Source organism: Luteimonas terrae, from assembly GCF_031457535.1.
GTDB lineage: Bacteria > Pseudomonadota > Gammaproteobacteria > Xanthomonadales > Xanthomonadaceae > Luteimonas > Luteimonas terrae_A.
This window is the reverse complement of sequence record NZ_JAVDWO010000002.1, coordinates 157,295-182,853: the sequence shown is the minus strand read 5'-3', so window position 1 is coordinate 182,853 and position 25,559 is coordinate 157,295. Positions and strand designations below refer to the sequence as shown.

The following is a 25,559-nucleotide window of genomic DNA, read 5'->3' as shown; positions in this document are numbered from 1 at the left end:
GGTGGAAATCAGTGTGTGGTCGAGCGATCGGGCGGTCAACGTTGCACCCGATCCTTCCCCCTCTGGGGGAAGGTGCCCGAAGGGCGGATGAGGGCGCTTTTTTCAACGCCTGCCGGTAAAGCCCCAACCCTCACCCGACGCGCTGTGCGCGTCGACCTCTCCCGGAGGGAGAGGTGTTCATTGCTTGCTAGACCTACCGCCGGGTGAACCGCGCCACCAGCCGGTCGCCGACCATCTGCAGCACCTGCACCATCACCAGCAGCGCGACGACGGTGACCACTGCGACATCGGTGCGCGAGCGCAGGTAGCCGTCGCGATACGCCAGATCGCCGAGGCCGCCCGAGCCGATCGCACCGCCCATTGCGGTGAAGCCGATCAGCGCGATCGTCGTCACCGTCGCGCCGGCAATCAGGCCGGGCAGCGCTTCGGGCAGCAGCACGCGCATCACCAGCTGGCGCGTGGTCGCGCCCATCGCCAGGCTCGCTTCGATGACGCCGCGTTCGACCTCGCGCAGCGCGGTTTCCACCAGCCGCGCGTAGAACGGCGCCGCGCCGACGACCAGCGGCAGGATCGCGCCACGCACGCCCAGCGAGGTGCCCATGGCTTTGAGCGTGACCGGGATCAGCACGATCATCAGGATGATGAAGGGCACCGAGCGCAGCAGGTTCACCATCAGCGACAGACCCGCGTACAGCGCCGGCCGCGCGTGCAGCTGGCGCGGTCCGGTCAGAAACAGCAGCACACCCAGCGGCAGACCGATCAGCAGCGTCAGCGGCAACGAGCCGGCCAGCATCAGCAACGTGTCGATGGTGGCCTGGCCGATCTCCACCCACTTGCCGGCATCCACATTGGGCAGCAGTGGCGTGCTCATCGCGCGATCGCCTCGACATGCACGCCGGCATCTGTGAAATGCCGCGCGGCCTCGTCGGCGCGTGCGCCGGTGATGGCGAGTGTCAGCTGGCCGTAGGGCATGCGTTTGATGCGGTCCACGCGGCCCGAGAGGATGGTGTAGTCGATGCCGGTCTCGCGCGCGACACGGCCCAGCATCGGCTGCCAGGTGGCATCGCCGGTAAAAGTGAGTTTCAGCAGGCGGCCCTCGACATGCGCGATGTCGTCGCGCAGCGCGGCCTCGTCGACGTCCTCGGATTCGGCGACGAAGCGCCGCGTCGTCGCGTGCTGCGGATGCAGGAACACCTCGGCCACTGGGCCGCTTTCGACCAGATGCCCGGCATCGAGCACCGCGACGCGGTCGCAGACCCGGCGCACGACGTCCATCTCGTGGGTGATCAGCACGATGGTCAGGCCGAGTTCGCGATTGATGCCGTCGAGCAGCTGCAGGACAGAGGCTGTGGTCTGCGGATCGAGCGCGCTGGTGGCCTCGTCGCAGAGCAGGATCTTCGGCTCCGTCGCCAGCGCACGCGCCACGCCGACGCGCTGTTTCTGCCCGCCCGAGAGCTGCGCAGGGTACTTGTCGCGATGCGCCTCCAGGCCCACGCGCACCAGCAGTTCTTGCGCGCGCGCATGCGCTCGCGCCTTCGCGACGCCGGCCAGGCGCAGTGGAAACGCGATGTTGTCGATGACGGTTTTTGACGACAGCAGATTGAAGTGCTGGAAGATCATGCCCACGCGCCGGCGCAGGGTCCGCAGGCCATTGGCGTCCAGCGTGTCGAGGCGCTGGCCGTCGACGGTCAGCTGCCCGCCGCTCGGTGTCTCCAGCCCGTTGATCAGCCGCAGCAGCGTGGATTTGCCCGCGCCGGAATGACCGACGATGCCGAACACCTCGCCGGCCTGGATCGTGAGATCTAGCGGATGCAGCGCGACGGCCTCGCGTCCGGCGGCAGAAAACGACTTGTGGATGCCTTCGAAACGGATCACGGCGGCAGGTCTGGCGGGTGGCCGCGCAGCCTAGCAGGGCGGGGGCTGCGGCGTGACCAGGCCTGCGTCTGACGCAGATGCGGCATGCGCGCGCAGCGTCGTCCAATCCGTTTGCGGTTGCGTCGACGGCCCCGCGCGGCACGTGGCGCTATCATCACGGCCCCGGGTCTCCACCGATCGCATAGGACGTACGCACGTGGCCGTGAATCAGGAACAGCTGAACAGGATCAAGTCGGGTCAGGGCTTCATCGCCGCACTCGACCAGAGCGGTGGCAGCACGCCAAAGGCGCTCAAGCTCTATGGCATCGAGGAATCGGAGTACGCGAATGACGCGGAAATGTTCGGACTCGTCCACGCGATGCGCACCCGCATCGTCACCAGCCCCGCCTTCAGCGGCGAGCGCGTGTTCGGCGCGATCCTGTTCGACCGCACGCTCGACGATGCGTTCGAAGGCCAGGGCGCCGCCGAATACCTGTGGCAGGTCAAGGGCGTCGTGCCGTTCCTGAAGATCGACAAGGGTCTGGAAGACGAGGCCAACGGCGTGCAGCTGCTCAAGCCGATCCCGGGCCTGTCGGACCTGCTCGCGCGGGCCAAGGCCAAGGGTGTGTTCGGTACCAAGGAACGCTCGGTCATCAAGCAGAACAACGCCGCCGGCATCGCCGCGGTGCTCGACCAGCAGTTCGAACTCGGCCAGCAAGTGCTCGACGCGGGCCTGGTGCCGATCATCGAGCCGGAAGTCGACATCAACGCCGCCGACAAGGCCGACATCGAAACCACGCTCAAGCAGGGCCTGCTCAAGCGCCTCGACAAGGTGGACCCGGCGACGCCGGTGATCCTCAAGCTCACCCTGCCCGAGGTCGACGGCTTCTTCCGCGAACTGGTCGACCACCCGAGCGTGCTGAAGGTCGTCGCCCTGTCGGGTGGCTACGCCCGCGACGACGCGAATGCGCGTCTGGCGAAGAACCCGGGTGTGGTCGCGAGCTTCAGCCGCGCGCTGACCGAAGGCCTGAGCGCCAAGCAGAGCGATGACGACTTCAACGCGTCGCTCGACAAGGCGATCGAGTCGATCTATCGCGCATCGGTGGCCTGATTCGCCCCAGCGGGATTGTCCTCAAGAGCCGGCGCAGATGCGCCGGCTTTTTTTTGGGTGATCGACAGCAGCGCGTCCCAGCTCCGCATCTTGTCCGGGACGACTGGCCCGGTCGATGCAGTTGCGACAGGTCGTGAGCCTGCGCTTGATGTCCGGAATCCGGCGCGGTGCCGCAGCGGGGAGTCGAGTCGCGGGTCTGCTGGGACGGGGTCTTGTGCAATTCCCGAGCCGCATGGATCAGCGGGACGTGAAGCCCGCGGCGCGGTCGCGTGAACGATTACGCCGCGAATGTTAGGACGCGGTTTCCGTGAAGCGAAGGGCTTCGCGACAACGCCGACGACTGCATAAACGTGATCGGCGTCAGCCGTCCGATTACACCCCGGATTGCGCGGGATGGTCATAGCGTTCGATCCATCGAGGCACACGCCTGAGGATCAGAAGATGTCACAGCCGATATTCGTCACCCATTACATGGTGCGCCGCCCGAAGGCGGGACGTCCGGAAGCTCCGCATCCATTTGAAACGCGTATCGGCAAAAGCACGCGCGCATCGATCGATCAGCGTGCGCAAGTGCAGGCGCTGTCCCGGACCCGGCACGCCCCCGCTGCGCGTCGGGCGGGCTGACGGGCGCGATATCGATCGGGCGGCATCGCCCGTTGCCAATCGTCCTGCACGCGCCTGAGTGCATTGCACCGGCGTCCGACGCGGCGCGCCCCAGACCGCCACGCAGCGCACAGGCCACGTCATCGACGCTTGCTATGGTGCCGGCTCCCTTGTCGCCACACGGACCGTCCGATGAAAGCCGCGCTCGCCCTGTTCGCCCTGATTCCCGGTCTCGCCCTCGCGCAGGTACGCGACGAGCGCGCGGGCCCGCCGGCGCAACCGCCGGGCTGGTCGCTCGGTGTCGCCATCGCCGCGGCCGATAGTCCTTATGTCGGCGAGGGTGCGCGCGTGCTGCCATTTCCGACGTTCGCCTACGAAGGCGAACGATTGTTTCTGCGCGGCATCGCCGGCGGCATCCACCTGGTCGACACCGGTGCGTTTCAGCTCGATGGCCTCGTGTCCGCGCGTCTGGACGGTTTCGATATCGACGATCTCAGCGCGTCGGGTCTCGCCGACAACGGCCTCGATGCGCGCCTGCTCGACGATCGCGATCACGGTCTCGACGCCGGCATCGGCGCGTCGTGGTCCGGCAGTTTCGGCCGCGTGCGCGTACATGCACTGGCCGACGTCACCGACACCAGCGGCGGTCACGAATTCGGCGTCGAGTACACCTACATGCTGCGCTCGGGCGCGTGGACGATCCTGCCCAGCGCCGGCGTGCGCTGGATGTCGAAGGACCTGACCAACTACTACTTCGGCACGCTCGACGCAGAAGTCGCGCGCGGCGTCAGCCGCTACAACCCCGGCTCCGCCGCCGTGCCATCGCTGAGCGTCGCCGCCACGCGTCCGCTCGGCGAGCGCTGGAGCTTCATCGGCGGGTTCACCTATCGCTTGCTGCCGGACGAACTGTCCGACAGCCCGTTGCTCGAACGCGATGCCGACGGCATTCCCTCGCTGTTCGGTGGCGTCAGCTACCGGTTCTGATACTGACACGTGGCGGTTCGCACGCCATGTGTCTGAGAACCGAAGAGATGGCCGGACCAGCCGCGATCAGGGCGCCCGGCGTTAGCCCGATGTCAGGCAGGGTGCGGACAGCAACGTCGCGAGCGCGGTGTCCGCGCCCAGGTCTGCGAAGTAAGGGCCGCTCGCCTTCAACTGGATGCTGCCCTTGCCTACGCCTGCGTCATAGCGAACACGCACGCGGACACCCATACGGTTGATGCTGGCGAAATCGCCAGTCTCGAGAACGCCCGCCGGCCCATCCCGGAGAGTCACGTCCTCCCAGGTGGCATGTGTCTGTGCCCGGATCGTGGCTTCGACACACTTGAAGACGACATCGGACGGTGTCCCTGGCTGCATGGAGAAGGCGCCGCTTGCAGAAGGTTCGAAAAAGCAGCCGCCGAGCAGGCAGGCCGCCGCAGCCGCGAGCACGGTAAACGGTCTCAAGGCCCTGGTAGACGCGCCTTGGCGTCTGGCGGCGCCATGGCGACGCGCGCAGTGACTAGTCGCCTGGGGTGGGCAGCGGCGCCCCTGACCATCGCCACGCATGGCGCTTCAGCCGTGTGACTTCATGACGAAGGCCTCGAACACCGCCAGCGTTTCCGGACTGACGTGATGTTCGATGCCTTCGGCATCGCGACGTGCGATGTCGGGCGGCACGCCCAGCGCGACGAGGAAGGATTCGACGGTCTGGTGCCGTACGCGGCTGGCGCGGGCGAGGGTTTCGCCGGCGTCGGTCAGGAACGCGCCACGATAGGGCTTCTGCAGCACCAGCCCGTCGCGCACCAGGCGCTGCAATGTGCGTGCGACGGTGGGCTGGGCGACGCCGAGGCGTTCGGCAATGTCGACCTGGCGCGCGCGGCCGGTGGTGGCGAGCAGGTCGGAAATCAGTTCGACGTAATCCTCGACCAGTTCGGCGCGTCGCGCCTCGCGCACCTGACGGAAATTCTCGACGTGCACCTGCGCGTCCGGCAGGCCCGCGTCGCGGGCGGCCTGGGCGGCGGCCTTCTTTCGAGCGGTCATGGCAGAGGTCCCGGGGACACCGTGCGTATTGTCACCGATCACGCGCTGGCGACTGCCGGATGGTCATGTGCGGGCGGCGCGACGCACGCTGTCCGATGGACTGACGCCGCATCCGGGCACGCGTGAGTCAGTCCTTGCGTTTGAACACCGCACGGATCGCCGCGTAGGCGATACCGATGCCGAGCCCCAGACCGATCCATTGCAGCAGGGTGATATCGCTCATGCCGCGTCACCAGATGGCGCCGGCAACTGCGCGACCTGCGCCGGGCGGCCGCGTGCATCCAGCGCGATCATCACGAAACGTCCGCGCGTGCACAGCTCGCGGTCGCCGCTGAGCAGGTCCTCGGCGATCAGTTCCACTTCCACCTGCATCGACGTGCGGCCCACTTCGACCACACTCGCGATGATCTCCACCAGTTGCCCCTGTTTGATCGGCAGCTTGAAATCGACCTGTTCCGAGCGCGCGGTCACCACCGTGCGGCGCGCATAGCGCGACGCGGCGATGAAGGCCGCCTTGTCCATCCACGCCAGCGCGGTGCCGCCGAACAGCGTGCCCAGATGGTTGGTGTGATCGGGGAACACGATCTCGAGCATGCGGGCTTCGGTCGTGGGGGCGTCGTCGATGCGTGGCGTCATGGGGTCTGCTGTGCTGGCGCTGCCGGTGAGGCCACGTCGCGGTGGCGTGCCAGTCTATCGCCACGCACGCGGCACCGTGAATACGGCACCCGCCAGTGCACGCTGGACATTCGTTTGTGTGAACAGGCGCAGGACTGAATTTTCGCTGACGCACCTAGGGCTACAACGAGGGGCGCCGCGTCGATGTGCGCCCTAGGCTGGAGGCAACCAGCACGGATGATGCCGCCATGACCCGGATCGCCAATGCGCTACCGCTCGCCGAGTCGTTCGCGCGTGCGGGGCAGAACACACCCCCGCCTGCAAACAGCACCCTGTCCCGGCAGGGGGAATCGTTGGCCGACATTGCCTCGCGGACCGGCACGGCCGAATCGGCCCTGCGGACCGCGAACCCCACATTGACGCCGTTCGATGCATTGCCGATGGGAACCACGGTAACGATGCCTGCGCTGGCGTACGAAATTGCGACGTCGGATCCCGTGGTCATGGCGGGGCCGGGCCGCGGCAGCGACACGCTGTCACCTTCCGAGACGCTGGACGCGATCGAAGGCCTCCCCGAACCGAACGTCCGCGATCTGCCCCCGCAGCTGCCCGACGACGACAAGCGCCAGATTCTCCAGTACCGCCAGGACGCGCAAGACGCACAGATACTGGACATGGCCGAGACGGCGTTGGCCGACGCAGAGCCGCCGCAGCTGTCGGACTACTCGGCACTCCCGCCCGCCACCGCGCAGGCCGAGTACCAGATGGCGCTGGATCAGTACAACGCTGATATCGGCGAGTTGCGTGACATCGTGGCAGACATCCGCCAGCGCCAGCTCGAAGCGGATCCGGCGTTCCAGGCGCTGCCGGAGACGCAGCAGCAGGCCATCATCGCCCTGTTGCGCGATCCGGAATTCCAGTCGCTGCCGGTGGACCAGCAGCAGGCCGTCCTCTCTGCGCTGCGTGACCCGGCGTTCCAGACACTGCCGGCGGACCAGCAGCAGGCGGTCATGGCGGCGATGCTCGCGGGTGAGTACTACATCACCGGCGTCTCCACGGTCGAGAATCACGGATTCCATTCGGGCGACGCCGACGCGGTGTGCTTCGACATCCTGATCGACGGCGAGACCACGCCGGTGTTCATGCCGGTCGAAACGGACCCCACGCTCAACTACCACGGCCTCGACGAAGTGGCCAGCGGTCTGGTGGCGTTGGATCCGCAGTCGCGCGAGCGGATCGAACGCGTGGATGTGAATCCCGGACAGAACCCGGCAGACGCGTACTGGGAGCGGGAATACAACATGCCCGGTTTCCGCTCCTACATGACCGCGGGCGGGGAGGGCATCGTGTCGATCTATCCCACCGACAACGCGCAGTCGCAGACCTCGCTTAATGGTGGACTGCAACACGAAGTGGGACACATCGTCTCCAAGCAGGAGTTCGGTGACACGGATGCGGGGTGGGCGGAGTGGGAGGCGGCGATGGAGGCCGATGGCCAGTCCGTCTCCGACTACGCGGACGCCTCGCGTGACGAGGATTTCGCGGAGACCTACAAGCTCTATATGTCTGTCATCGGCACACCGGAGGAAGCGGCGGCACGCGAGCAGTTCCCCGAGCGCTTCGCGATCCTGGACGAGATGACCGGCAATGGCTGAGTTCTCTGATCCCCATGCATCCGGTGTCAGGCGGCCCCCGGCTGCTTTGACGTCCGCAGGGCGGCGCCCCACGATGCGCCCGATGCGCCACTTCACATGCCTGCTGCTGCTCACGGCCCCCGCACTGGTGGCGTGTGCAAGCTCGTCGCCCGCCGCACCGGACACCACGCCCATGACCACTTCCGCTTCGTCCGCCTCCACCGAGCGTCCAGCCGACGGCGCCTACATCGGCCGCATCGACGACACGCAGCAGAGCGTCTCGCTGCAGATACGCCCCGACGACAGCGCGCGCGTCGTGGTGGTGTACGCCTTGCACACACCACCGGCCATGGTCGAGGAATACGAAGGGCAACTGGTCGAGCGCGAAGGCGGCTGGTGCCTCGAACCCGCGCCGAAGTCCGTGCAGCCCTGCCTCGATCTGTCCGGCGAGCTGCCGGCGCTGACGCGTGTCTCGGGCGAGCGGATCGACATGCGCCGCGTCGAGCGTTGACACGCAACGCGTGCCCTCAGCGCGTCTCGCGCAGGCCTTCGGTGAACGCGAGAGGCCTCGTGATTGAGAGGCGGTCGGCGCGACAACAGCGCGCCGAAGGAGGATGCCTCAGAGGTTGGTCGACACGGCCTGTGCGATCTGGCCCGGCGCCTGGAAGCCCGGCAGGCGCGCAGCCTCGGCGCCGTCCTTGAACAGTGCGAGCGTCGGCGTCTGGCGCAGGCCGAGATCGCGGAAGAAGTCCTCGCCGATCGTTTCCATCTTCACCTTGAGCAGCGCGACGCCGGCGGCGTCCTCGCTCGCGGCGAACTTCGCCAGCGACATGTCGAGCATCTTGCAGCCCGGACAATCGTCCTTGTAGTAATCCACCAGCAGGCGCGGGTGCGCAGCAAGGGCGGCGGCGTAGTCGTCAGGCGTGGAGGCGTGGAGCGTCTGCATGGGGGATGTTCTCGAACGGTGCGTTGGCTAAAGCAAGAATGGTGTCGGTCCAGCGTTGAATCTTGGTGGCGTCGTGTGCGCCGTGCGGCATCTGTTCGATCTCCAGCCGCGGGTAGGGCGTGTTGAAGAACGCGCCCATGCGCCGGGCCGCGCCGCAGTAGTACTCCTCGCCCCACTGCGTCTCGCCGGTGCCGAACACCGCGACGCGGTCCGGCTTGCCGACCGCGGCGACGAGGTCTTCGATGAAACGCTTCATCTCCGGTGGCGTGCGCCCGGCATTGATGCTCCAGCTGCCGAGCACGTAGAGATCATGCCCGGCGCCATCGGGGCAGACCTTCGCCAGCGTCTGGATGTCGGCATCGATCCAGGTGACGGCATGGCCCAGTTCTTCGCACCGCGCGCAGATCGCACGCGCGACATCGCGGGTGTTGCCGCTGAGCGATGTGTGGGCGAGGAGGATGCGCATCAATCTTCGTTCTTCTGCTCGGCGTGTTGAGCTGAATCTACGTTTAGGTCAAATTTCCAACTGCATGCCATGCAAGAAATAGCGTTCTCATTGTAAAGCGTCGTCAGCGACTCATCGGAGCTAAAGATTTCCGTTTGGCATGATGGGCAACTCAAACCCACCTCAAGTAGCGATGACTTTATTACTGCAAGTGCGCCAGCTGCTTGGCTGCTATGCGGGCCAGAATCAAGCCAATGCGCAAAGCCGATTAAATTATGAATGTGTGTAAGGTCTATTCCTTCTTCCCGCTTGGCAAATGTGGATAGAAGGCCTTCCACGATTTCAACCGTGTGAAGCAGGATTATCGGTAAATAAGAATATAGGCCGTTCCATTGTGAGTAGCGCGCGCTTTCGTCAGAAAAAACGAAGTTGAAGTTGGCGGGCTCAGTTTCTAAAAACCGAAAGCTTGTCACAAGGTGATTCGCTTTTTGAAACAGATTCTCAAAACCTAACGAAAACTGCTTGTTGTAACGGAAGTCGTAGATCAGGTCGGCATCAAACCAGTGGCCTGAGTTGGTCTTCTCGACTGCGCGCCGAACAATTTCCCTCTTTCGGACTTCACTTACAGAGCCAATGGTTTTATCTGAAGGCTGCTCAGATTCGAACGCTTGGATCATGCTCAGCGGGTCTGCTAGCAGCCATTCCAAGTAAAATAAGTTCTCTTTGAGAGGCTTGCGAAGTAGGGCAAACGAAACTGTGATCTTTCCTTTAGCAGAGCATCGCAGCGCTTCGTATAGGAAATGAAGAAGGTCCGAAAGAAGCGTTGCAGTTATTTGTCGATAATAAAGCTCTCGAATTGTGGATTCATGTCCATTCTGGCTCATCCATGTGAATAGATCTTCGCCAGAAATTCCCTCCGGAAGAGGGTGGTCAACCGTGAGCTGTGCAGAAAATACTCCCGCTTTTTCGCCTTCTACTAGCGTTGAGGCCAGTTGGTCGTGCAGAAAAAACTGAAGTTATGGCTGAAGTGGAATTCCTGCGGCAGATATCCATAATCCATTGCCTGTCACCTCGACGAGCTTACTCGCCATTTTCTCCGGAGTCGGATGCTCGTCTAGCGTCAAAGATCATCAAACCCGTTATCCGAATTCGTCTTCTTGTACGACGCATTCCGCATCTCGAAGAAGTCGGTCTTGGTCTCGGTGAAGTTGTCGGCGTAGGCCTTAATCCACGGCATCACGTTGTCGGTGGTGTCGGAGTACAGCTTCTCGATGCCGAGCATGCCGGCCATCTTGTTGGCGCGGTACTTCACGTAGCGGACCATCTCGTCGACGTCGATGCCATCAATCCCGTCGAGCACCTCGGACGTCCAGCGGGTTTCGAGCTGGATCGCGTGTTCGAACGCGTCGTGCACGTACTGGGTGAGCTGGTCGCCCTGCAGCGACTGGTTCTCGCCGACGATGGCGCGGATCAGTTCGCTGATGAACTTGCTGTGCGCCAGTTCGTCGCGGTTGATGAAGCTGATGATCTTGCCGGTGCCGGTCATCCGGTTCTGGCGGACCAGATTGTAGAAGTAGGCGAAGCCGGAATAGAAGTTGATGCCTTCAAGGATCGACGACTGCACCAGCGAGCGGATCAGCGTTTCGGCGCTGCGCTCGCGCATGAAGTCGTTGTAGGACTCCATGATCGGCTGGTTGCGCGCGATGATCGTGGGATGCGTGCGCGCGAGTTCGAACACGCGGTTCTGGTCGGCGAGGCCGGTGATCGAGGCCAGCACGTAGCTGTAGCTCTCGTTGTGGATCACTTCCTGCTGGCCGATGATCGCGGCGTTGGCGTGCGCGGCCGGGTCGGTGATGTATTCGGCGACGTTGTAGATGTAGCGCGTCTGCGGCGAATCCAGCGTGGCCAGCAGGCCGATGATCGAATCGTAGGCGTTCTTCTCGCGCGCCGAGAGCTCGCCGTACTGCTTGGCGTCGCTCTTCATGTCGACCTCGTCCGGAATCCAGAAGTTGGTCGTGAGTTCCTTGTAGGCGCGGTAGAACGACGGATACGGAATATCGTTCCAGTTGAGGATGCCGCTGGTCTGGCCGTTGATGATGCCGGTGGAGCGGTTGGGGTGACGCGGCTCGAGGATCTTGATGCGGTCGAGCGGGGTAGCAGTCGCGGCCATGGATGTCTGTCTCGGAATTCGGTCTTGAGCCCTTCTCCTGTGGGAGAGGGGTTGGGGTGAGGGCGGGGCTTTTTGCGTGGTGCGTAAGAGCGCCCTCATCCGGCCCTTCGGGCCACCTTCCCCCAAAGGGGGAAGGGTTCAATCAAAGCAATCGCGTTGCGATCAGCTGCTGCACCATTCGCACTCGGCGATATCGATGTCGTTCGAGCGCACGTAGTACGTGGTCTTCATGCCGAGATTCCACGCGGTCATGTGCAGGTCGAGCAGGGTGCGGGCGGGGATGGTGCTGGGCACGTAGAAGTTGAAGCTGATCGCCTGGTCGACGTGGCGCTGGCGACGCGCGTTCTGGCGGACCGAGGCGAACTGGTCGACCTTGTAGGCGCCCTTCTCGTAGTAGGGCCAGGTCTCGAGCGACAGGCCGGGGGCGGCGACCGGGCGGCGGTAATCCTTCTTCTCTTCGTAATAGAACGCGGAGTAGATCGGATCGATCGACGCGGTGCTGCCTGCGATCTGTGCGGTGGACATGTTCGGGGCCACCGCCATCAGCCAGCCGTTGCGCATGCCGTTGACGCCGACCTGCGCAGCCAGGTCCATCCACTCGGGCGAGTTGTAGCTGCGGTCGCTGAAGTAGGCGCCGGTATGCCAGTCGCTGCCGGCGAACACCGGATATGCACCCTTTTCCTTCGCGAGTTCCATGCTGGCCTGCACAGTGAGGAAGTTGATGCGCTCGTACAGCGAATCACTGAAGTCCTCGGCCTGCGCGTCGTTCCACTGGATGCCCTTCTGCGCCAGCAGGTGATGCCAGCCGAAGGTGCCCAGACCGATCGCCCGGTACTTCTGGTTGGTGATCGTGGCCTGCGGCACGGGCAGCATGTTGAGATCGATCACGTTGTCGAGCATGCGCACCTGGATCGGGATCAGGCGCTCGAGCACATCGGTGATCAGATCGCTCTGGCCGGCCTGCGGCACGATCGCGCGGCCCAGGTTCACCGACGACAGGTTGCAGACGACGAAGTCGCCGGCCTGCTTGGTGGTGACGATCTGATTGCCGGAAATGATCTCCTGCATCATTTTCGTCGGGCTCATGTTCTGCAGGATCTCGGTGCAGAGATTCGACGAGTACACGCGGCCGACGTGCTTGTTCGGGTTCTTCCGGTTCACTTCGTCGCGGTAGAACATGAAGGGGTTGCCGGTCTCGAGCTGGCTCACCATCACGCGCTTGAAGATGTCGATCGCCTTGACGGTCTTGCGCGAGATGCGCTCGTCATTGACCACTTCCTCGTACTTGCGACGGAAGCTGCCGTTCGGGTCGCCCTTCTTCTCGTCGAAGAAATCCTGCAGGTACCAGCCCTTGATCTTGTGGACCTCGTGCGGGTCGAACAGGTACCAGTCGCCGCGACGGTCGACGGCTTCCATGAAGATGTCGGGGATGCAGATCGAGGTGAACACGTCGTGCGCGCGCAGGCGCTGGTCGCCGTTGTTGAGCCGCAGATCGAGGAAGTTCTCGATGTCGCGGTGCCAGATGTCGAGGTAGACCGCGACCGCGCCCTTGCGCTGGCCCAGCTGGTCCACCGACACGGCGGTGTTGTTGAGCTGCTTGATCCACGGCACCACGCCGCCGGAGGAATTGGGCACGCCGCGGATCGCCGAACCGCTGGAGCGCACATACCCCATGTACGCGCCCACGCCGCCGCCGCCCTTGGAGACGCGGGCGATGTCGGTGTTGGAGTCGTAGATGCCCTGCAGGGAATCGTCGACGGTGTCGATGAAGCACGACGACAGCTGGCCGCCGACCTTGCCGGCGTTCTGCAGCGTCGGCGTGGCCACGGTCATGTACAGGTTCGACAGCGCCCAGTAGGCCTCGCCGACGAGCTGCATGCGGCGCTCGCGGCCGCCCTTGGTCTCGTTCTGCATCAGGTACAGGGCGATGGTCAGCCAGCGCTCCTGCGGCAGCTCGAACACGGCGCGCGAGGTGTCGGTGGCGAGGTAGCGCGTGGCCAGCAGGTACAGGCCGTTGTAGGCGAACAGCTTGTCGCGCCTGGGCTCGATCATGCGGCCGGCTTCCTGCAGCTCTTCCTTGGAATAGGCGCGCAGGATGTCGTTGGAATAGATGTTGCGGTCGGCCAGCGACTCCTGCAGGCCGACGTAGGAGCCGTACTTCTGCTCGGCGTCGTAGAAGCGGTTGCGGCTGGCGCGCTTGTACAGGCGGTGCAGGTACAGGCGGGCGGCGAAGAATTCCCACTCCGGCGCGGTGACATCGACGCGGGCTTCGGCCTCGCGGATCAGGTGGTCGGTGAGGTCGTCGGCGTTGACCGCGTCCTTGCGCTCGACGAAGCCGAACACGCTGCGCTTGTAGTCGGCGATGTCGAGCTGCGGGAACTCGGCATGGGTGCGGTCGATGCTGCGCTCCAGGCGCGCACGGTCGTACGGAATGCGGCGGTTGCCGGCTTCCTTGGTGATCCAGTTGGAGACGCCGGCATCGGCGTCGAGGACTTCTGCAATTGCGGTGTTCATGGCGGCACTCGGGGGTGGCGGCACCACGTCGTCGGGTTCGACGGCGGGCGGCGCAACGGAAATGGTGGGTGTGGCGGGTGCGATGTTCGATGTGGCGTCTGCGGCGGCGGCCGGGGTGTCGGTCGCGAGGGTCTCGTGGCTGGTCATGCGTCCTCTCTGTATCCAGTGCATTCGCGCACACGACCGGCCCACCCCGCGTCGGGTCCGGCGGCTGCTGGGCGATCCAAGGGTGGATGGGCGGCGTCGCAGGAATCGCGATCGGGCGCACAGCGCCATCGCCCCCCCACTTACGCAACCCGCCCCCCACGGGACGTCCGCAGCCGGCACCGCGCGTTGTGCTCCACGCGGCTGTCGGCAGGTCTTCGGACTCATGGGCACGAAGGCAGCGCCTTCTCCTCCCCCGCCGCTTCCCGGATTGCTCCAGTGCTCTGGCGGGTTTGTTCCCAATTACCGCTGCGGGGCAGTGCCGGAGTGGCGCGAGGCGTCACCGGCTTCCCGTTTTAATCCACAGCCTGTTGGGGTCTGCGGAACCGACGGGACCCAAGATAGTGGGGTACCTCGGCAGCGTCAACGCTAAATGTAGTGAACACTCGGCAGGCCGCGTCAGGACGGGAATCGGCGTTCGTCAAGCCCTGCGTGGGGGCCGGCGGATGCAGATCGGGGTGCGAAGGGCAAGTCCTTCGGGATGATTTTTCTTGATTCTCCCTCCTCGTAAGAAAGGTGCGCGGAGCGCCTGCCCCGCGGCTTTCAACAGCCGGACGGCTGGTCTGGCGGGGCGAATGGGGGCGCTCCTGGACGTCACTGTGGAGCCCGGCCCCCACCCGTCCATGCGGAGGGCTCTGCCCGCAAACCTCTGGCCGGAGCGCGCTTCAAGCCCTCCCCCGCACGCGGGGGAGGGTGGGGAGGGGGCGAAGCGTCCGGTCGTGGTCCGGCTGGCGATCCAAGGGGCTTGGTTCTTGGAGATCGATTTCCGTACGGTCTGACGGATTGCCCCCACCCAACCCTCCCCCGTACACGGGGGAGGGCTTCAAGCCGCGCGTGGGGCCGAACAGGAGGCCGCCGTCAAAACCCCCAACTCCGCCACACACCCTGCACAATTTCCGGCGCAATCTGCGCCAAGCGCGGCCGGTCCGGCCGGCACAACCGGAGGTGCCTCATGTGCGTCATCCGCCGCAGCGCATTGGCCGCTGCCACGCTTTCGCTGTCTTCTCTGTTCGCGCCGTCGCTGGTCGCCGCGCAGGACCGCGCGCCCGGACTCGGTGATCTGCAAGGGCTCGACGAACGCGCCGCGTCGCGCACGTTGGGTGCGCGGGGCTATGTACGGCAGTCGGGCTCGGACGATTACGGCAGCTGGTGGAATGCGCGCGACCGGCGCTGCGTGATGGTGCGCAGCGATCGCGGCCGCGTGGCCTCGGTGGTGACCACGCCGGCGCCGGACTGCGGGCAGCAGGACGGTGGTGGCCGGGACGGCATGAGCGACGGTGCCAAGGCCGCCGTGGCCGCCGCGGCGATCCTCGGCATCGCCGCGCTCGCCCACCGGTCGCATCATCACGACGACGGCGACCACGCTGACGATCCGCGCCACGAGGCCGATTACGAACGTGGCTATCGCGACGCGCTGCACGGCTACCGCGCCGACGCCGACAGTGGCGCCTACAGCGACGGCTACGGCGCGGGCATGCGCGAACGCTCCGCGCAGGTGCCCTGGCAGTCGGGCAGCACTGGCGGCTCGGGCAGTGGCCGGCTGGACGATCTGGTCGGTGCGCGTGCGGCCGGCGCGGAAACCGAGCTGCAGGCCCGCGGCTTTGTCGATCGCGATGCGCAGCAGCGCGATGGTCGCTCGGTCGTGACCTGGTGGAACGCGCGCTCACGCGAGTGCGTGCACGTGGCGACCGGCAACGGCCGCATCGAATCGATCCGGGCGGTGGATGCGTCCAACTGCCGCTGACGCGGCGCTGCGGTCAGATGCCTGCGGGCGCCGGCGGCGGGGGCGGATAGACAGTCGCCGCGCCGTGCGCCAGACCGATGCCACGCGCGAGCAGGGCGTCGTACAGGCGGGCGACAAGGGCGCTGCGAATCGCGCCAGCGTCCTCGTACTCGTGGGTCCAGGCGCGCACGACGAATTCCATCGCCACACTGCCCAGCCCGTCGAACAGCACCACCGGCGCTGGCGTGGTCGCGACGCCGGGGGTGGCCGCGGCGACCTTCGCCAGCACTGCCTCCACTTCGGCCGGTGCGCTGCCGTAGGCCACGCCGACGCGCACTTCCAGCCGCCGGCTGCGATCGCGCAGGGTCCAGTTGACCAGCTGCTGCGAGATCAGCTGACCATTGGGCACCACCACGTTGGCACCGTCGAAGGTCGACACGCGCGTTGCTCGCATGCCGATGTCGACCACGCGACCGGTGGTGCCGCCCACCTCGACCACGTCGCCCGGCTGGAACGGACGTTCGAAGATCAGCACCAGGCCCGAAACGAAGTTGTTGACCACGTTCTGCAGGCCCAGGCCGACGCCGACGCCCAGAGCGCCGAGCACGAAGGTCAGCTGGCTGGCCTTGAAGCCGGCCGCCGACAACGCGCCCACCAGGCCCAGTATCAGCACCGCGTAGTAGCTCAGCGACGCCACACTGTTGGCGACGCCGTGCGGCAGCGACATCCGCGACAGCACCTCACCGTCGAGCACCAGTCGCACGGTCTTCGCCAGCCAGAACGCGATGACCACCGTCAGCACGAACAGCAGCACGTGGCCCAGGCTCAGCCGCAGGTCGCCGAGTGCCCAGCTGTAGCCCAGCAGCGCCGACAGCGAGGCATGCACTGGCGCCAGCACGCGGAAGCGGTCGAGCGCGTAGACGATCCAGCCGGCCACGGCGGCGACCGCCATCAGGTTGAGCAGCATCTGCACGGCCGGTCCGGCGTGGTCACGCGCGAGCCGGAAGCGCGAGACGCCCGGCCGCTTGAGCAGCAACTGGATCCAGGTGGCGACGACGGTCAGCCCCGCCGCCAGCAGCAGCGCGAAATACAGGCTGTCGATGACGCCGCCAGTCAGGGTTTCGGCCAGCGACACATTGCCGAGCGCGTTGGCGACCAGCGCAACCGCCAGCAGCATTGCGCCCACGTGCACCGCTACCCGCAGCGCCTGGCCGAGGCGGCCGGTATGGGCCGCATGGTCATGCCGGCGCGCGCGCCACAGCAGCCAGCCGGCCGCGGCCAGGCCGAGCAGGGTCAGCGCCAGGATGTAGAGGCGGTAGGCGGCGGCGCTGGACAGGAACACGAAGCCCAGTCGCAGCAGCAGGAACAGCGCGCTGGCGACGTACGGCGCCATGCCCAGCAGGCGTCGACGCGACGCAGGCAGCAGGCGCAGGACCGGCACCACCGCGGCCAGCAATGCGAGCTGATGGGTCAGCATCGGCGCGTCGGGCTGGAACGCGAACACGCCGATCACCACCAGCAGCAGCCAGCACGAGAGCGGACGCGACAACACGGCTGCCTCGGTGCGGCTGACCTGTCCGGCGCGGATCGGCGCGCGGCTGCGCCAGGCCAGCCACAGCAACAGCGGCAGCGAGCAGACCAGCAGCGTCTGCAATGCGCGCAGACCGCTGATCGCGTCGCCCTGGGCGTACTCGGTGGCGAAGCGGGATTCGATCTCCAGGCCACTGCGGATCACATCGCCGGTGTCGGCGGTGGGCGTCACGCTCGCGGCGTCCAGGCGCCACAGCGGCGGCGCGTCGATGCGCGTCAGGCGGACGTCGTAGGCGGCAACCGCATCGGCGACCCGTCGTTGCGCGCTCTGGATGCTTGCGTCCACCGCATTGCCGCGTCGGCCCAGTGCGATCAGCCGCGCCAGCGGATCCGACAGCGCGGCTTCGGCCTGCGCGAGTTCGCGGACCACCTCGTCCACGCGCTGGCGTAAAGCGGTCGGTAATTCTTGACCCGCAGCCGCGGTGGTTTCCCAGGCTTGGCGGCGCGCGGCCAGCCCGGCGGCGTCGCCGGCCTGGTGTGTGGTGGTCTGGCGCAGATCCGCCTGCCACTGGGCGAGCCGGCGCGCCTGGAACGTCCAGTGCCGCGACAGGCTTTCGAGGCGCGGGATCGGCAGGGTGCGCATTTCCGCGGAGGTGAAGCGCCAGAACGGATCCTCGACCGAGGCTTCGATTGCCGCCAGCCGTCGTGCATAGGCGGCCGCGGGTGTCGTGGTGCCGGCTTCGGCGGTCGCGGCCTGGATGCGCTCGGCCAGACGCTGGTCGACATCCGCCTGCGCAGGGATGTCGGCGACATCGACGGCGGCCGCGGCAGGCACAGCAGGCGCATCGGCCGGTGCAGGATCGGTTTTCATCGCGGCGGCACCAGCCAGCAGCGGCGCGCGCGCGGCCAGCGGCTGCGCCAGCGCGAGGCTCGCCAGCAGCACACATGCGAAGCGGAGGACGAGACTCATGACACACCCGGAAAGCAGCCGGCGGATGTCCGGATGCTACCTGCCGCGGTGTCGACTGCGCGCTGCGTCAGCGGCCGGCGGCGGTGGCCTTCGACGCGACCGGCCGCGCGATGCGGGTGGCGACGCGCCAGGCCTGCCAGTCGGGCGCGGGTTCCGGCAGCGGCTGGCCGTCGGCGATCAGGCGCCGCAGGTCGACCACCGCCTGGTGCGGGGCGAGCGCGGCGAGCAGGGCGAAGCCGAAGTCGCGCAGCACGCGCGCCGGGTGCAGCAGCAGCCAGGTGGTGCATGGCGGCAGCAGATCGTCGGCGATCGGCGGCGCCGCCAGATCGTCGCGCGGGTCGAGCGCCATCTCCGCGACGATGCCGACGCCGAGACCGGCGCGGGTATAGGTCTGGATCAGATCGCCATCGCGTGCGGTCACCGCGACATCGGCGCGCAGCCCGCGCTGGGCGAACGCGCGCTGCAATGACGAGCCCGCCAACTGGCTCGATGCATAGCTCACCAGCCGCCGGCCGACCAGATCGTCGAGCCGCAACGGGCGCTGCAGTGCCGCCAGTGGATGCCCGGCCGGCACCACCACGCGGCGGCGCCAGCGATACAGCGGCACCGCGATGCAGTCGGCGGGCGGTGCGCCGGTGCCACTGAGCAGAGCGAGATCGACATGGCCGTCGATCAGCGCCTGCAATCCGTCGGCGTCGTCGCCGGGCAGCACGTGCACCGCGACCTCGGGCCACGCGCGTTCCAGTGCCTGCAGCGCCGGCGGCAAGGCGTGCCGCGCCTGGGTGTGGGTGGTGGCGATGCGCAGCACGCCGTGGCGCTCGCGACGCAGGTTGTCCGACAGCGCCTGGATGTTGGCCGACTCCGCCAGCAGCCGGCGCGCATGCACCAGCACCTGCGCGCCAGCCTCAGTCAGGCCGGTCAGCGCACGCGCGCGGCGCACGAACAGGCTCATGCCCAGCGCGGCCTCCAGCTGCGCCAATTGCTTGGAGACGCCCGACTGCGTGGCGTGCAGCCGCTGCGCGGCGAGCGTGACGTTGTGGCCGCAGTCGACGATCGCCACGAAGCTGCGCAGCTGGGTCAGGGTCATGCCGGCGGACCGGCGAGGGCGTGCGGAAGAGGACGCGTGTGCATACGTCCGATCCTCGCCCGGATGCAGCGGCGACATGTTCCATGCGCGACCACACTGTGTGGGCCCGTATGGGACGACATCTTCAGGCACTTGCTTGGGGGTGGTCAGGGGCGTGTCTCGGCTGAGCGTCGGCGAGCGGTAAACCGCTCCTTCCCCCGCGAGCGGGGCATTGCGCCCTTCATGGGTGGAAGGTTGGGATGGGGGCCAACCACATGTACCGATAGCAGTGCATCAGGCGCGATTTTCTAGTGAGGTCGCTCGAATCTGAGTGCGCTGTGGTCTGGTTGCTGGGCCCCACCCAACCCGTCCGGACCGGCGCAGCGCGCCGGTCGTTCGATCGATCCGCGCGGCAATGCCGCGCCAACAGATCGCCCTCACCCCCCGCAGGCGGGGGAGGGCTTCAGACGATAGCCAGCCGGGACGTTTCGCGCGTCCCATGCCAACTCAGCGCCGCGGCGGCGCCGGCGCCAGTTGATCGGCGAAGAACAGCGCGTTGACCAGCATGCGTTCGGTGCCCAGCCAGTATTTGCGGTGCGCGGGATCGTCGGCGAACAGCACCACGTTGCCGCTGCCCACACGCGCGACCTGCGCCCAGACGGTGCCGGCGAGCGCGGCGCGCAGTTCGGCGCCGAGATAGCCGTTGATCAGCGGGTCGTCGTCGATGCGCACCACGTTGGAAAATGCATCGGGCAGGGGCGCCAGGGTGACGTCGGTTTCCTTGTGCACGAAACCCGCGCGCTGCGGCACGCCGAAGGCCAGCGGATGCGTGGTGTCGATGTCCACCGAGACCAGATTGCCGGCGCTGCGCTGCTCGGCCAGGGTGTCGCGGCGCGCGGCGAAGTCGAGGCGTTCCGCCGGCTTGTCCGCGTCCGTGGCGGCCGGTGCGGGCGCGGCGCCGGTCAGGCCCTTGGCCTGGGCCCAGCGTGCGGCGCTGCCGAAGGTCACCAGCGAGCCGCCGGCTTCGATCCATTGCTTGAGCGCGGCCACAGTGGCGTCGGGCAGATCGTCGTAACGGCCGCCGGCCAGCACGATGCTGGTGTAGGCGCCGAGCGGCACGCGGCCGAGCTGCGTGGGATCGAGCCGCGTCGCCGGGTAATGCAGGCGCTCGCTGAGTGCGAACCAGGTCGAGCCGATCTCGGTCGCATTGACGCCTTCGCCCATGACCAGCGCGATTGCGGGCTTGCGCACCGGCTTGATGCCGTCGCTGCCCAGATCGATGCCGGACACGCTGTGTCCGCTGGCGAGGCCATGGGCGACCACGCCCGCTTCGCGCGCCACGCCGTCGACCGCCGCGCGCAAGGCCGCGGCATCCAGCGTCTGGCCGGCCACCGGAATCACCAGCGTGCCTTCGCCGAACGCGGTCTCGCCCGCAGCGGTGCGCGTGGTGAACGGCGAGAACGCAGTGCGCACGCGCACGTTCCGGGTGAGCAGTTCGGCCAGTGCACGCTGCGCGCCGAGATCACGCCAGTCGATCGCCCAGGCGTACGCCGTCTCGCCGCGCGCGCCGGTGTCGAGTGCCGGCACTTCGGTCACCGCTGCGCCCAGCCGTGGCGAACGGCGCAGACGATCGTTGCGCAGACCATAGGCGTGGGCGATCGCATACGAGGTGCTGCCGTAGACACCGCCGCCGGTGTCGGGCGTTTCCTCGAAGATCGAATGCACCAGACGGAACTGCGGCTGCGCGGCCGGCACCACCCAGGCGCTGCCGGGCGCGTACGTGCGGTCGTCGAGCGTCAGTGGCGCGTCGAGCGCGTGCACGGCGATGCGATGGGTCAGCAGCAGGTCGAGCAGGCGCCGCGATGTGGTCGCGTCAGCCGGATCCCCGAAGACATAGGCCGAGTACGCGTTGCGCCGGCCCTGGTCGCGCGCCGAGCGGAAGAAGTCCTTCTGCAGCTGGAACAGGCCTGCGCGTTCTTCGACCGCGCCGCGGATCGTCGCCAGACCCACGGCGAACTGGTTGCGAATCGTGAAGCGGAATTCCAGCCGCCCGTTCGCGGTGTCCTGCACCAGCCCGCGCGAGCTGGCCTGTTCGACGGTCACGCCGACGCCGCCGTGGAAATCGGGATAGGTCGAGCCGTAGACCGGCGAGAAGTTGTCGAAGTTTTCTTTCGTGTAATAGAGCGAACCCAGGCTGTCGAGCGCTTGCGCGTGGTAGCGGGCGAGTGTGACGTTCCAGTCGTAGGAGGCCTGCGGTAGCAGCGGGCTGTGCATGCTGCTCGGCGAGGGTTCGAAGTAATACGTGCTGTTCGATCCCATTTCGTGGAAATCGATCTGGATGTTCGGCAGCCACTGATGGAACACGTCGAGCTTGGCCCGCGTCTCGCGCTGGCTCACCGCCAACCAGTCGCGGTTGAGGTCGGTGAAGTAGTGGTTGCTGCGGCCGTTCGGAAACGGCTCGACGTGTTCCTTGTCGAGCGGATCGGCGACCGCCGGGTTCGACTTCCAGGCGTTGTGCCAGTTCGCGGCGCGGTCGCGGCCGTCGGGGTTCTGCGCCGGATCGATCAGCACGATCGCGCTGTCGAGCCAGCGCGTGACCTCGGGGTCACGACTCGCGGCCAGATGCCAGGCGGTCAGCAGCATCGCCTCGCCGCTTGAGGTCTCGTTGCCATGCACGCTGTAGTACAGGCCGACGACGACCGGCACCTGCGTGGCATCGACGGCGGGTGCATCGGGATCGGCCAGCGTCGCGTGCGCAGCGCGCAGCTGTTCACGGCGCGCGTGGTTGGCCGAGGATGTCACCAGCACCGCGAGCAGCGGGCGCTCTTCGTAGCTGCGGCCGATGTCCTCGACGTGCACGCGGTCCGACAGGCGGTCCAGTTCGCGCAGGTAATCGACGATGCGGTCGTGACGCGTGTAGTGGCTGCCGATCGGATAGCCGAGGAACTGCTCCGGCGTGGGGATGGCGGGGTCGTGCGAATCCGGCGCGGCATCGGGGAGGTAGTACGCGGTCTGCGCGATTGCGGTGAAGGGCAGCAGGAGCAAGCTGATCAGCAAGAGGCGGCGCGCGAACGAAAATCGAAGCATCAGTGGTGTCCTGCATGAAGTTGTGTCGCACGTCGGAGGCTGAATCGATTGCTTGCGGTTGCAGGCATCTTTCAGCTGCCGCTATGTCCAGATCCGTCATTCCCGCCTGCGCGGGAATGACGGTGGTGGGTGCACTGCGAACTGACGACGCAGCCCCACACCGAAGCGCAGACCTGCGTACGCGAACCTCAGAACCGATAATCAAACCCCACCTGGAAATACCGCCCGCGCAGGTCGTACTGGCTGAAGTCATACGGCGCGCGGATGCCCGGGAACGACGCGTCGTGAGGCGGTGCCTCGTCGAGAATGTTGTCGACCTTGGCATACAGCGTCAGGCCTTCGATGCCCGACCAGCCGGCGTAGAGATCGAGCTGGTCATAGGCATCGACGCGCGATTGCACCGCGGTCGCCGCGACGCTCGCCTTCTGGTCGTAGCCGCCGGTGCGGTACCAGGTCAGCGCGGTCTCGATATCGCCGATCGACCAGCCGAAGCGCGAGGTCAGCTTGTTGCGCGGCAGCGACGGACCGAGGTTGCTGCCGGCGTAGTCGACCAGCGAGCCACCGACGACCTGCGGGCGGCTGTAGTCGAGCACGTGGGTGTAGACGCTGGCGATGCTGAAATCGCCCGCGCCGGTGCGGAAGGTCTGGTTGAACTCCGCGTCCAGGCCCGAGGTCTTGAGCGCGCTGAGGTTCTGGTAGCGGTTGTAGACCGCGACCAGCTTGCCGCGGCTGTCGCGGATCACGTCCGCGGGATCGTTGTTCTGCACGATCGTCGTCGAGTTGTTGGTGCCGATCAGGTTGTCGAGTTCGATCCGGTACCAGTCGAGCGACAGGCTGGTGTCGGCCCAGGGCGAGACGACGAAGCCGACGTTGTAGGACTTCGTACGCTCGGGATCGAGTTCGGTATTGCCGACGGTGAAGAAGGTCGGGCTCTGGCGCGAACCGGCGATGTCGGGGTCGTAGGGATCGACGACGGTGCCGTAGGAAATGTTGGTGGAGGCCGAGTTCTCGGACAGCGACGGCGCGCGGAAGCCGCGCGACGCGGATGCGCGGACCAGCAAGGTGTCGAGCGCCTGCCAGCGGATGCCGGCCTTGGGCGAGAACGCGCTGCCGAAATCGCTGTAGTCGTCGCCGCGGCCGGCGAGCTGCAGCTCCAGGCCCTGGACGATCGGCACGTTGAACTCCGCATAGAGCGCGGCGACGTCGCGCTCGCCATCGACCGCAGCGATCGCCGGGCGCACCTGCAGGCCCGCATCGATCTGCCAGGGATTGCGCGAGGTCAGCGATTCGGTGCGCGCCTCGATGCCGGCGGCGAAGCCGACCGGCCCGGCCGGCAGCTGGAACAGGTCGCCGTTGAATTTGAAATCGAAGCCGTGCAGCGACGACTGTGCCTCGCGCACCGTCGACAGTCGGATCGCGTCGAGCACCGCAGACGGTGTCGCGCCCGGCTCATGCAGGTTCAAGGACCCGTCGGCGAGCGACTGCGCCAGCGGCCAGCGATTGGCGAAACCGCCGGCGACGGTTTCCTCTTCGGTGCTCTTGGCGAAGAAGCCGGTGAACTCCCAGTCGAAGCGTTCGCCGCGGCCGCGTGCGCCGCCGAGGATGCGGAAGGCATCGGAGCGGTTGGTCTTCAGCGACTGGCCGAGATCGAAGAACGTGTATTCGATCTGTGTCGGCACGCCGTAGGGGTTGTAGGGATTGCCCGCCGGCAGCAGGTTCGACACGGGCTCGGCGAGGCCGGTCTGCGCGTTGAGCGCGAAGCGGCCGCCTTCGAGGGTGAAGTAGGGACTGGAACCGAAGATCGACGCGCCGCGGATCTGGCTGACCAGCGCCTCGCCGAACAGATCGACATCGTCACTCAGGCGCACGGTACCGTTGACGAAGGCTTGATACCGCTCGGTCGACGGAATCAGCGTGGTATAGGGCGCCAGGTTGATCGCGCAGGTGTCGCCGGCGAGGCCGTCGATCGGCGCGCTCGGCGTCAGCGTCATGCCCTCGGGGCAGTTGCCGGCGGCGTCGAGCAGTGGCACCGACGTCCCGTCGACGAGGAAGCGCGCGCCCTTGGCCGACCAGCCGTTCCAGCGCCCGCCGGGCAGGTCGCTGTAGATGCCCGACGCGGTGAGGTCGCGCTGGTTCTGGTCGAGCCGGTCGCGGTCGTAGGCCTCGACGCTGACCAGCAGGTTGTAGCCGTCGGTGTCGAGATCGCCGATGCCGCCGACCAGCCGCGCACGGCGCGTGTCGAGGCCGCCCTCGTCCGACGTGCCATAGCTGCCGCCAACTTCCAGGCCCTGGAAATTCTGCCGGGTGATGATGTTGACCACGCCCGCGACGGCGTCCGAGCCGTAGACCGCCGACGCGCCGTCCTTTAGCACCTCGATGCGCTCGACCGCGACCAGCGGCAGCGCATTGAGATTGACGAAGGTGTCCGACAGGCCGTTGGCCGGGAAGCCGTAGTTCGCCAGGCGCCGGCCGTTGAGCAGCACCAGGGTGTTCTTCTGCGACAGCCCGCGCAGGCCGATGCCCGCCGAGCCCGAGGCCCAGCCGCTGTTGCTGGTTTCGTTGCTCGCGTTGCCGGTATTGGCCGAGATCGACCGCAGCACGTCGGCGACGGTGACCTTGCCCGACGTTGCCAGTTCCTCGGCGTCGATGACCTGCACCGGATTGCTGCCCTCGGCCTCGGCGCGGCGGATGTTGGAACCGGTCACCGTCACCGTATTGAGCGTGCGCGCCTCACCGGCCGCCGGCGTTTGCGCCGATACCGCGACGGGAACAACGAGCGCCGCCAGAACGGCGACGGCGAGACGCGAGGATCGAAGCATTTGCTGCACCGCAGTAAGTCCGTGGGGCAGGCAGTGAGCCACGGTCGCGGCGTGTCAAAAAATGGTGATGTGGACTGGCGTCAGTCCGCTTCGGACTGTCGACGGCACGAAACCGGTGACGCCGAAGGCGGGAAAGCCGCGCTGCGAGTGCGTTTGCGCATGCTTGCGCCGAGCGCTTGCGGACGGTTCGGCATGTCCGGATCGTTCAATCCGGATGGACGGATGGCTGCAGGGCGCCCGTCGGCG

19 protein-coding genes and 1 riboswitch are annotated in these 25,559 nt (G+C 66.7%); of the genes, 5 read left to right on the top strand and 14 right to left on the bottom strand.

Going from position 1 to position 25,559, the window contains the following annotated elements; all coding sequences use genetic code 11:
• Window positions 1–193 precede the first annotated feature (193 nt).
• Both J2W68_RS03180 and J2W68_RS03175 read right to left on the bottom strand, forming a co-directional pair.
• Complete coding sequence (locus J2W68_RS03180) at window positions 194–871, bottom strand: methionine ABC transporter permease (RefSeq protein ID WP_310232741.1); 678 nt, start codon at window positions 869–871, stop codon at window positions 194–196.
• Window positions 868–1,875, bottom strand: coding sequence for a methionine ABC transporter ATP-binding protein (locus J2W68_RS03175; protein ID WP_310232739.1), 1,008 nt, complete (start codon window positions 1,873–1,875; stop codon window positions 868–870). Before J2W68_RS03175 ends, J2W68_RS03180 begins: the two co-directional genes overlap by 4 nt.
• 196 nt (window positions 1,876–2,071) lie before the next feature.
• Between J2W68_RS03175 and J2W68_RS03170 the strand changes: the two genes are divergently transcribed.
• Together J2W68_RS03170 and J2W68_RS03165 are read left to right on the top strand one after the other, a co-directional pair.
• Window positions 2,072–2,965 carry a fructose bisphosphate aldolase gene (locus J2W68_RS03170; RefSeq protein ID WP_310232738.1) on the top strand — a complete coding sequence of 298 codons (894 nt, stop codon included), beginning with the start codon at window positions 2,072–2,074 and terminating at the stop codon, window positions 2,963–2,965.
• 795 nt (window positions 2,966–3,760) lie between these two features.
• Complete coding sequence (locus tag J2W68_RS03165; RefSeq protein ID WP_310232737.1) at window positions 3,761–4,552, top strand: MipA/OmpV family protein; 792 nt, start codon at window positions 3,761–3,763, stop codon at window positions 4,550–4,552.
• An 81-nt stretch (window positions 4,553–4,633) separates the two neighbouring features.
• On the opposite strand, the gene J2W68_RS03160 is transcribed toward J2W68_RS03165, so the two are convergent.
• The 3 genes from J2W68_RS03160 to J2W68_RS03150 form a co-directional block, all read right to left on the bottom strand.
• A complete protein-coding gene (locus J2W68_RS03160; protein ID WP_310232735.1) occupies window positions 4,634–5,014 on the bottom strand; it encodes a hypothetical protein in 381 nt (126 codons plus the stop codon).
• A gap of 108 nt (window positions 5,015–5,122) precedes the next feature.
• Entirely contained in the window at window positions 5,123–5,590 is a 468-nt protein-coding gene (mntR, locus tag J2W68_RS03155) for a manganese-binding transcriptional regulator MntR (RefSeq protein WP_310232733.1), read from the bottom strand.
• Window positions 5,591–5,809: 219 nt separating this feature from the next.
• Window positions 5,810–6,226 (bottom strand): acyl-CoA thioesterase, encoded by a 417-nt coding sequence (locus J2W68_RS03150; RefSeq protein WP_310232731.1) that lies wholly within the window; start codon window positions 6,224–6,226, stop codon window positions 5,810–5,812.
• Window positions 6,227–6,453: 227 nt separating this feature from the next.
• On the opposite strand from J2W68_RS03150, the gene J2W68_RS03145 reads away from it, so the two are divergent.
• Both J2W68_RS03145 and J2W68_RS03140 read left to right on the top strand, forming a co-directional pair.
• Window positions 6,454–7,860: a LysM peptidoglycan-binding domain-containing protein gene (locus J2W68_RS03145; protein ID WP_310232730.1), complete on the top strand. Its 1,407-nt coding sequence runs from the start codon at window positions 6,454–6,456 to the stop codon at window positions 7,858–7,860.
• Between the two features lie 172 nt (window positions 7,861–8,032).
• Complete coding sequence (locus J2W68_RS03140; protein ID WP_310232728.1) at window positions 8,033–8,350, top strand: hypothetical protein; 318 nt, start codon at window positions 8,033–8,035, stop codon at window positions 8,348–8,350.
• Window positions 8,351–8,458: 108 nt separating this feature from the next.
• On the opposite strand, the gene J2W68_RS03135 is transcribed toward J2W68_RS03140, so the two are convergent.
• From J2W68_RS03135 to J2W68_RS03115, 5 genes are all read right to left on the bottom strand, one after another.
• Entirely contained in the window at window positions 8,459–8,785 is a 327-nt protein-coding gene (locus J2W68_RS03135) for a thioredoxin family protein (RefSeq protein ID WP_310232725.1), read from the bottom strand.
• The gene (locus J2W68_RS03130) at window positions 8,757–9,251 is read right to left on the bottom strand and encodes a flavodoxin (protein ID WP_310232723.1); all 495 of its coding nucleotides are present in this window, start codon (window positions 9,249–9,251) and stop codon (window positions 8,757–8,759) included. Before J2W68_RS03130 ends, J2W68_RS03135 begins: the two co-directional genes overlap by 29 nt.
• The gene (locus tag J2W68_RS03125; protein WP_310232721.1) at window positions 9,251–10,114 is read right to left on the bottom strand and encodes a hypothetical protein; all 864 of its coding nucleotides are present in this window, start codon (window positions 10,112–10,114) and stop codon (window positions 9,251–9,253) included. Before J2W68_RS03125 ends, J2W68_RS03130 begins: the two co-directional genes overlap by 1 nt.
• A gap of 236 nt (window positions 10,115–10,350) precedes the next feature.
• Window positions 10,351–11,400 carry a ribonucleotide-diphosphate reductase subunit beta gene (locus J2W68_RS03120; RefSeq protein ID WP_310148052.1) on the bottom strand — a complete coding sequence of 350 codons (1,050 nt, stop codon included), beginning with the start codon at window positions 11,398–11,400 and terminating at the stop codon, window positions 10,351–10,353.
• Window positions 11,401–11,562: 162 nt separating this feature from the next.
• Entirely contained in the window at window positions 11,563–14,061 is a 2,499-nt protein-coding gene (locus tag J2W68_RS03115; RefSeq protein WP_310232719.1) for a ribonucleoside-diphosphate reductase subunit alpha, read from the bottom strand.
• A gap of 189 nt (window positions 14,062–14,250) precedes the next feature.
• A riboswitch (cobalamin riboswitch) is annotated at window positions 14,251–14,464 on the bottom strand.
• Window positions 14,465–15,070: 606 nt separating this feature from the next.
• On the opposite strand from J2W68_RS03115, the gene J2W68_RS03110 reads away from it, so the two are divergent.
• Window positions 15,071–15,862: a hypothetical protein gene (locus tag J2W68_RS03110; RefSeq protein ID WP_310232717.1), complete on the top strand. Its 792-nt coding sequence runs from the start codon at window positions 15,071–15,073 to the stop codon at window positions 15,860–15,862.
• Window positions 15,863–15,875: 13 nt separating this feature from the next.
• Here the strand turns inward: J2W68_RS03110 and J2W68_RS03105 are convergent, their stop codons facing one another.
• The 4 genes from J2W68_RS03105 to J2W68_RS03090 form a co-directional block, all read right to left on the bottom strand.
• Window positions 15,876–18,341, bottom strand: coding sequence for a mechanosensitive ion channel family protein (locus J2W68_RS03105; RefSeq protein ID WP_310232715.1), 2,466 nt, complete (start codon window positions 18,339–18,341; stop codon window positions 15,876–15,878).
• A gap of 67 nt (window positions 18,342–18,408) precedes the next feature.
• Window positions 18,409–19,428 (bottom strand): LysR substrate-binding domain-containing protein, encoded by a 1,020-nt coding sequence (locus tag J2W68_RS03100; protein ID WP_310232713.1) that lies wholly within the window; start codon window positions 19,426–19,428, stop codon window positions 18,409–18,411.
• Window positions 19,429–19,914: 486 nt separating this feature from the next.
• Entirely contained in the window at window positions 19,915–22,494 is a 2,580-nt protein-coding gene (locus tag J2W68_RS03095; protein WP_310232712.1) for a M14 family zinc carboxypeptidase, read from the bottom strand.
• Between the two features lie 188 nt (window positions 22,495–22,682).
• On the bottom strand, window positions 22,683–25,313 hold the full coding sequence (locus tag J2W68_RS03090; protein WP_310232710.1) for a TonB-dependent receptor plug domain-containing protein: 2,631 nt from the start codon (window positions 25,311–25,313) through the stop codon (window positions 22,683–22,685).
• Between the last annotated feature and the right edge of the window lie 246 nt (window positions 25,314–25,559).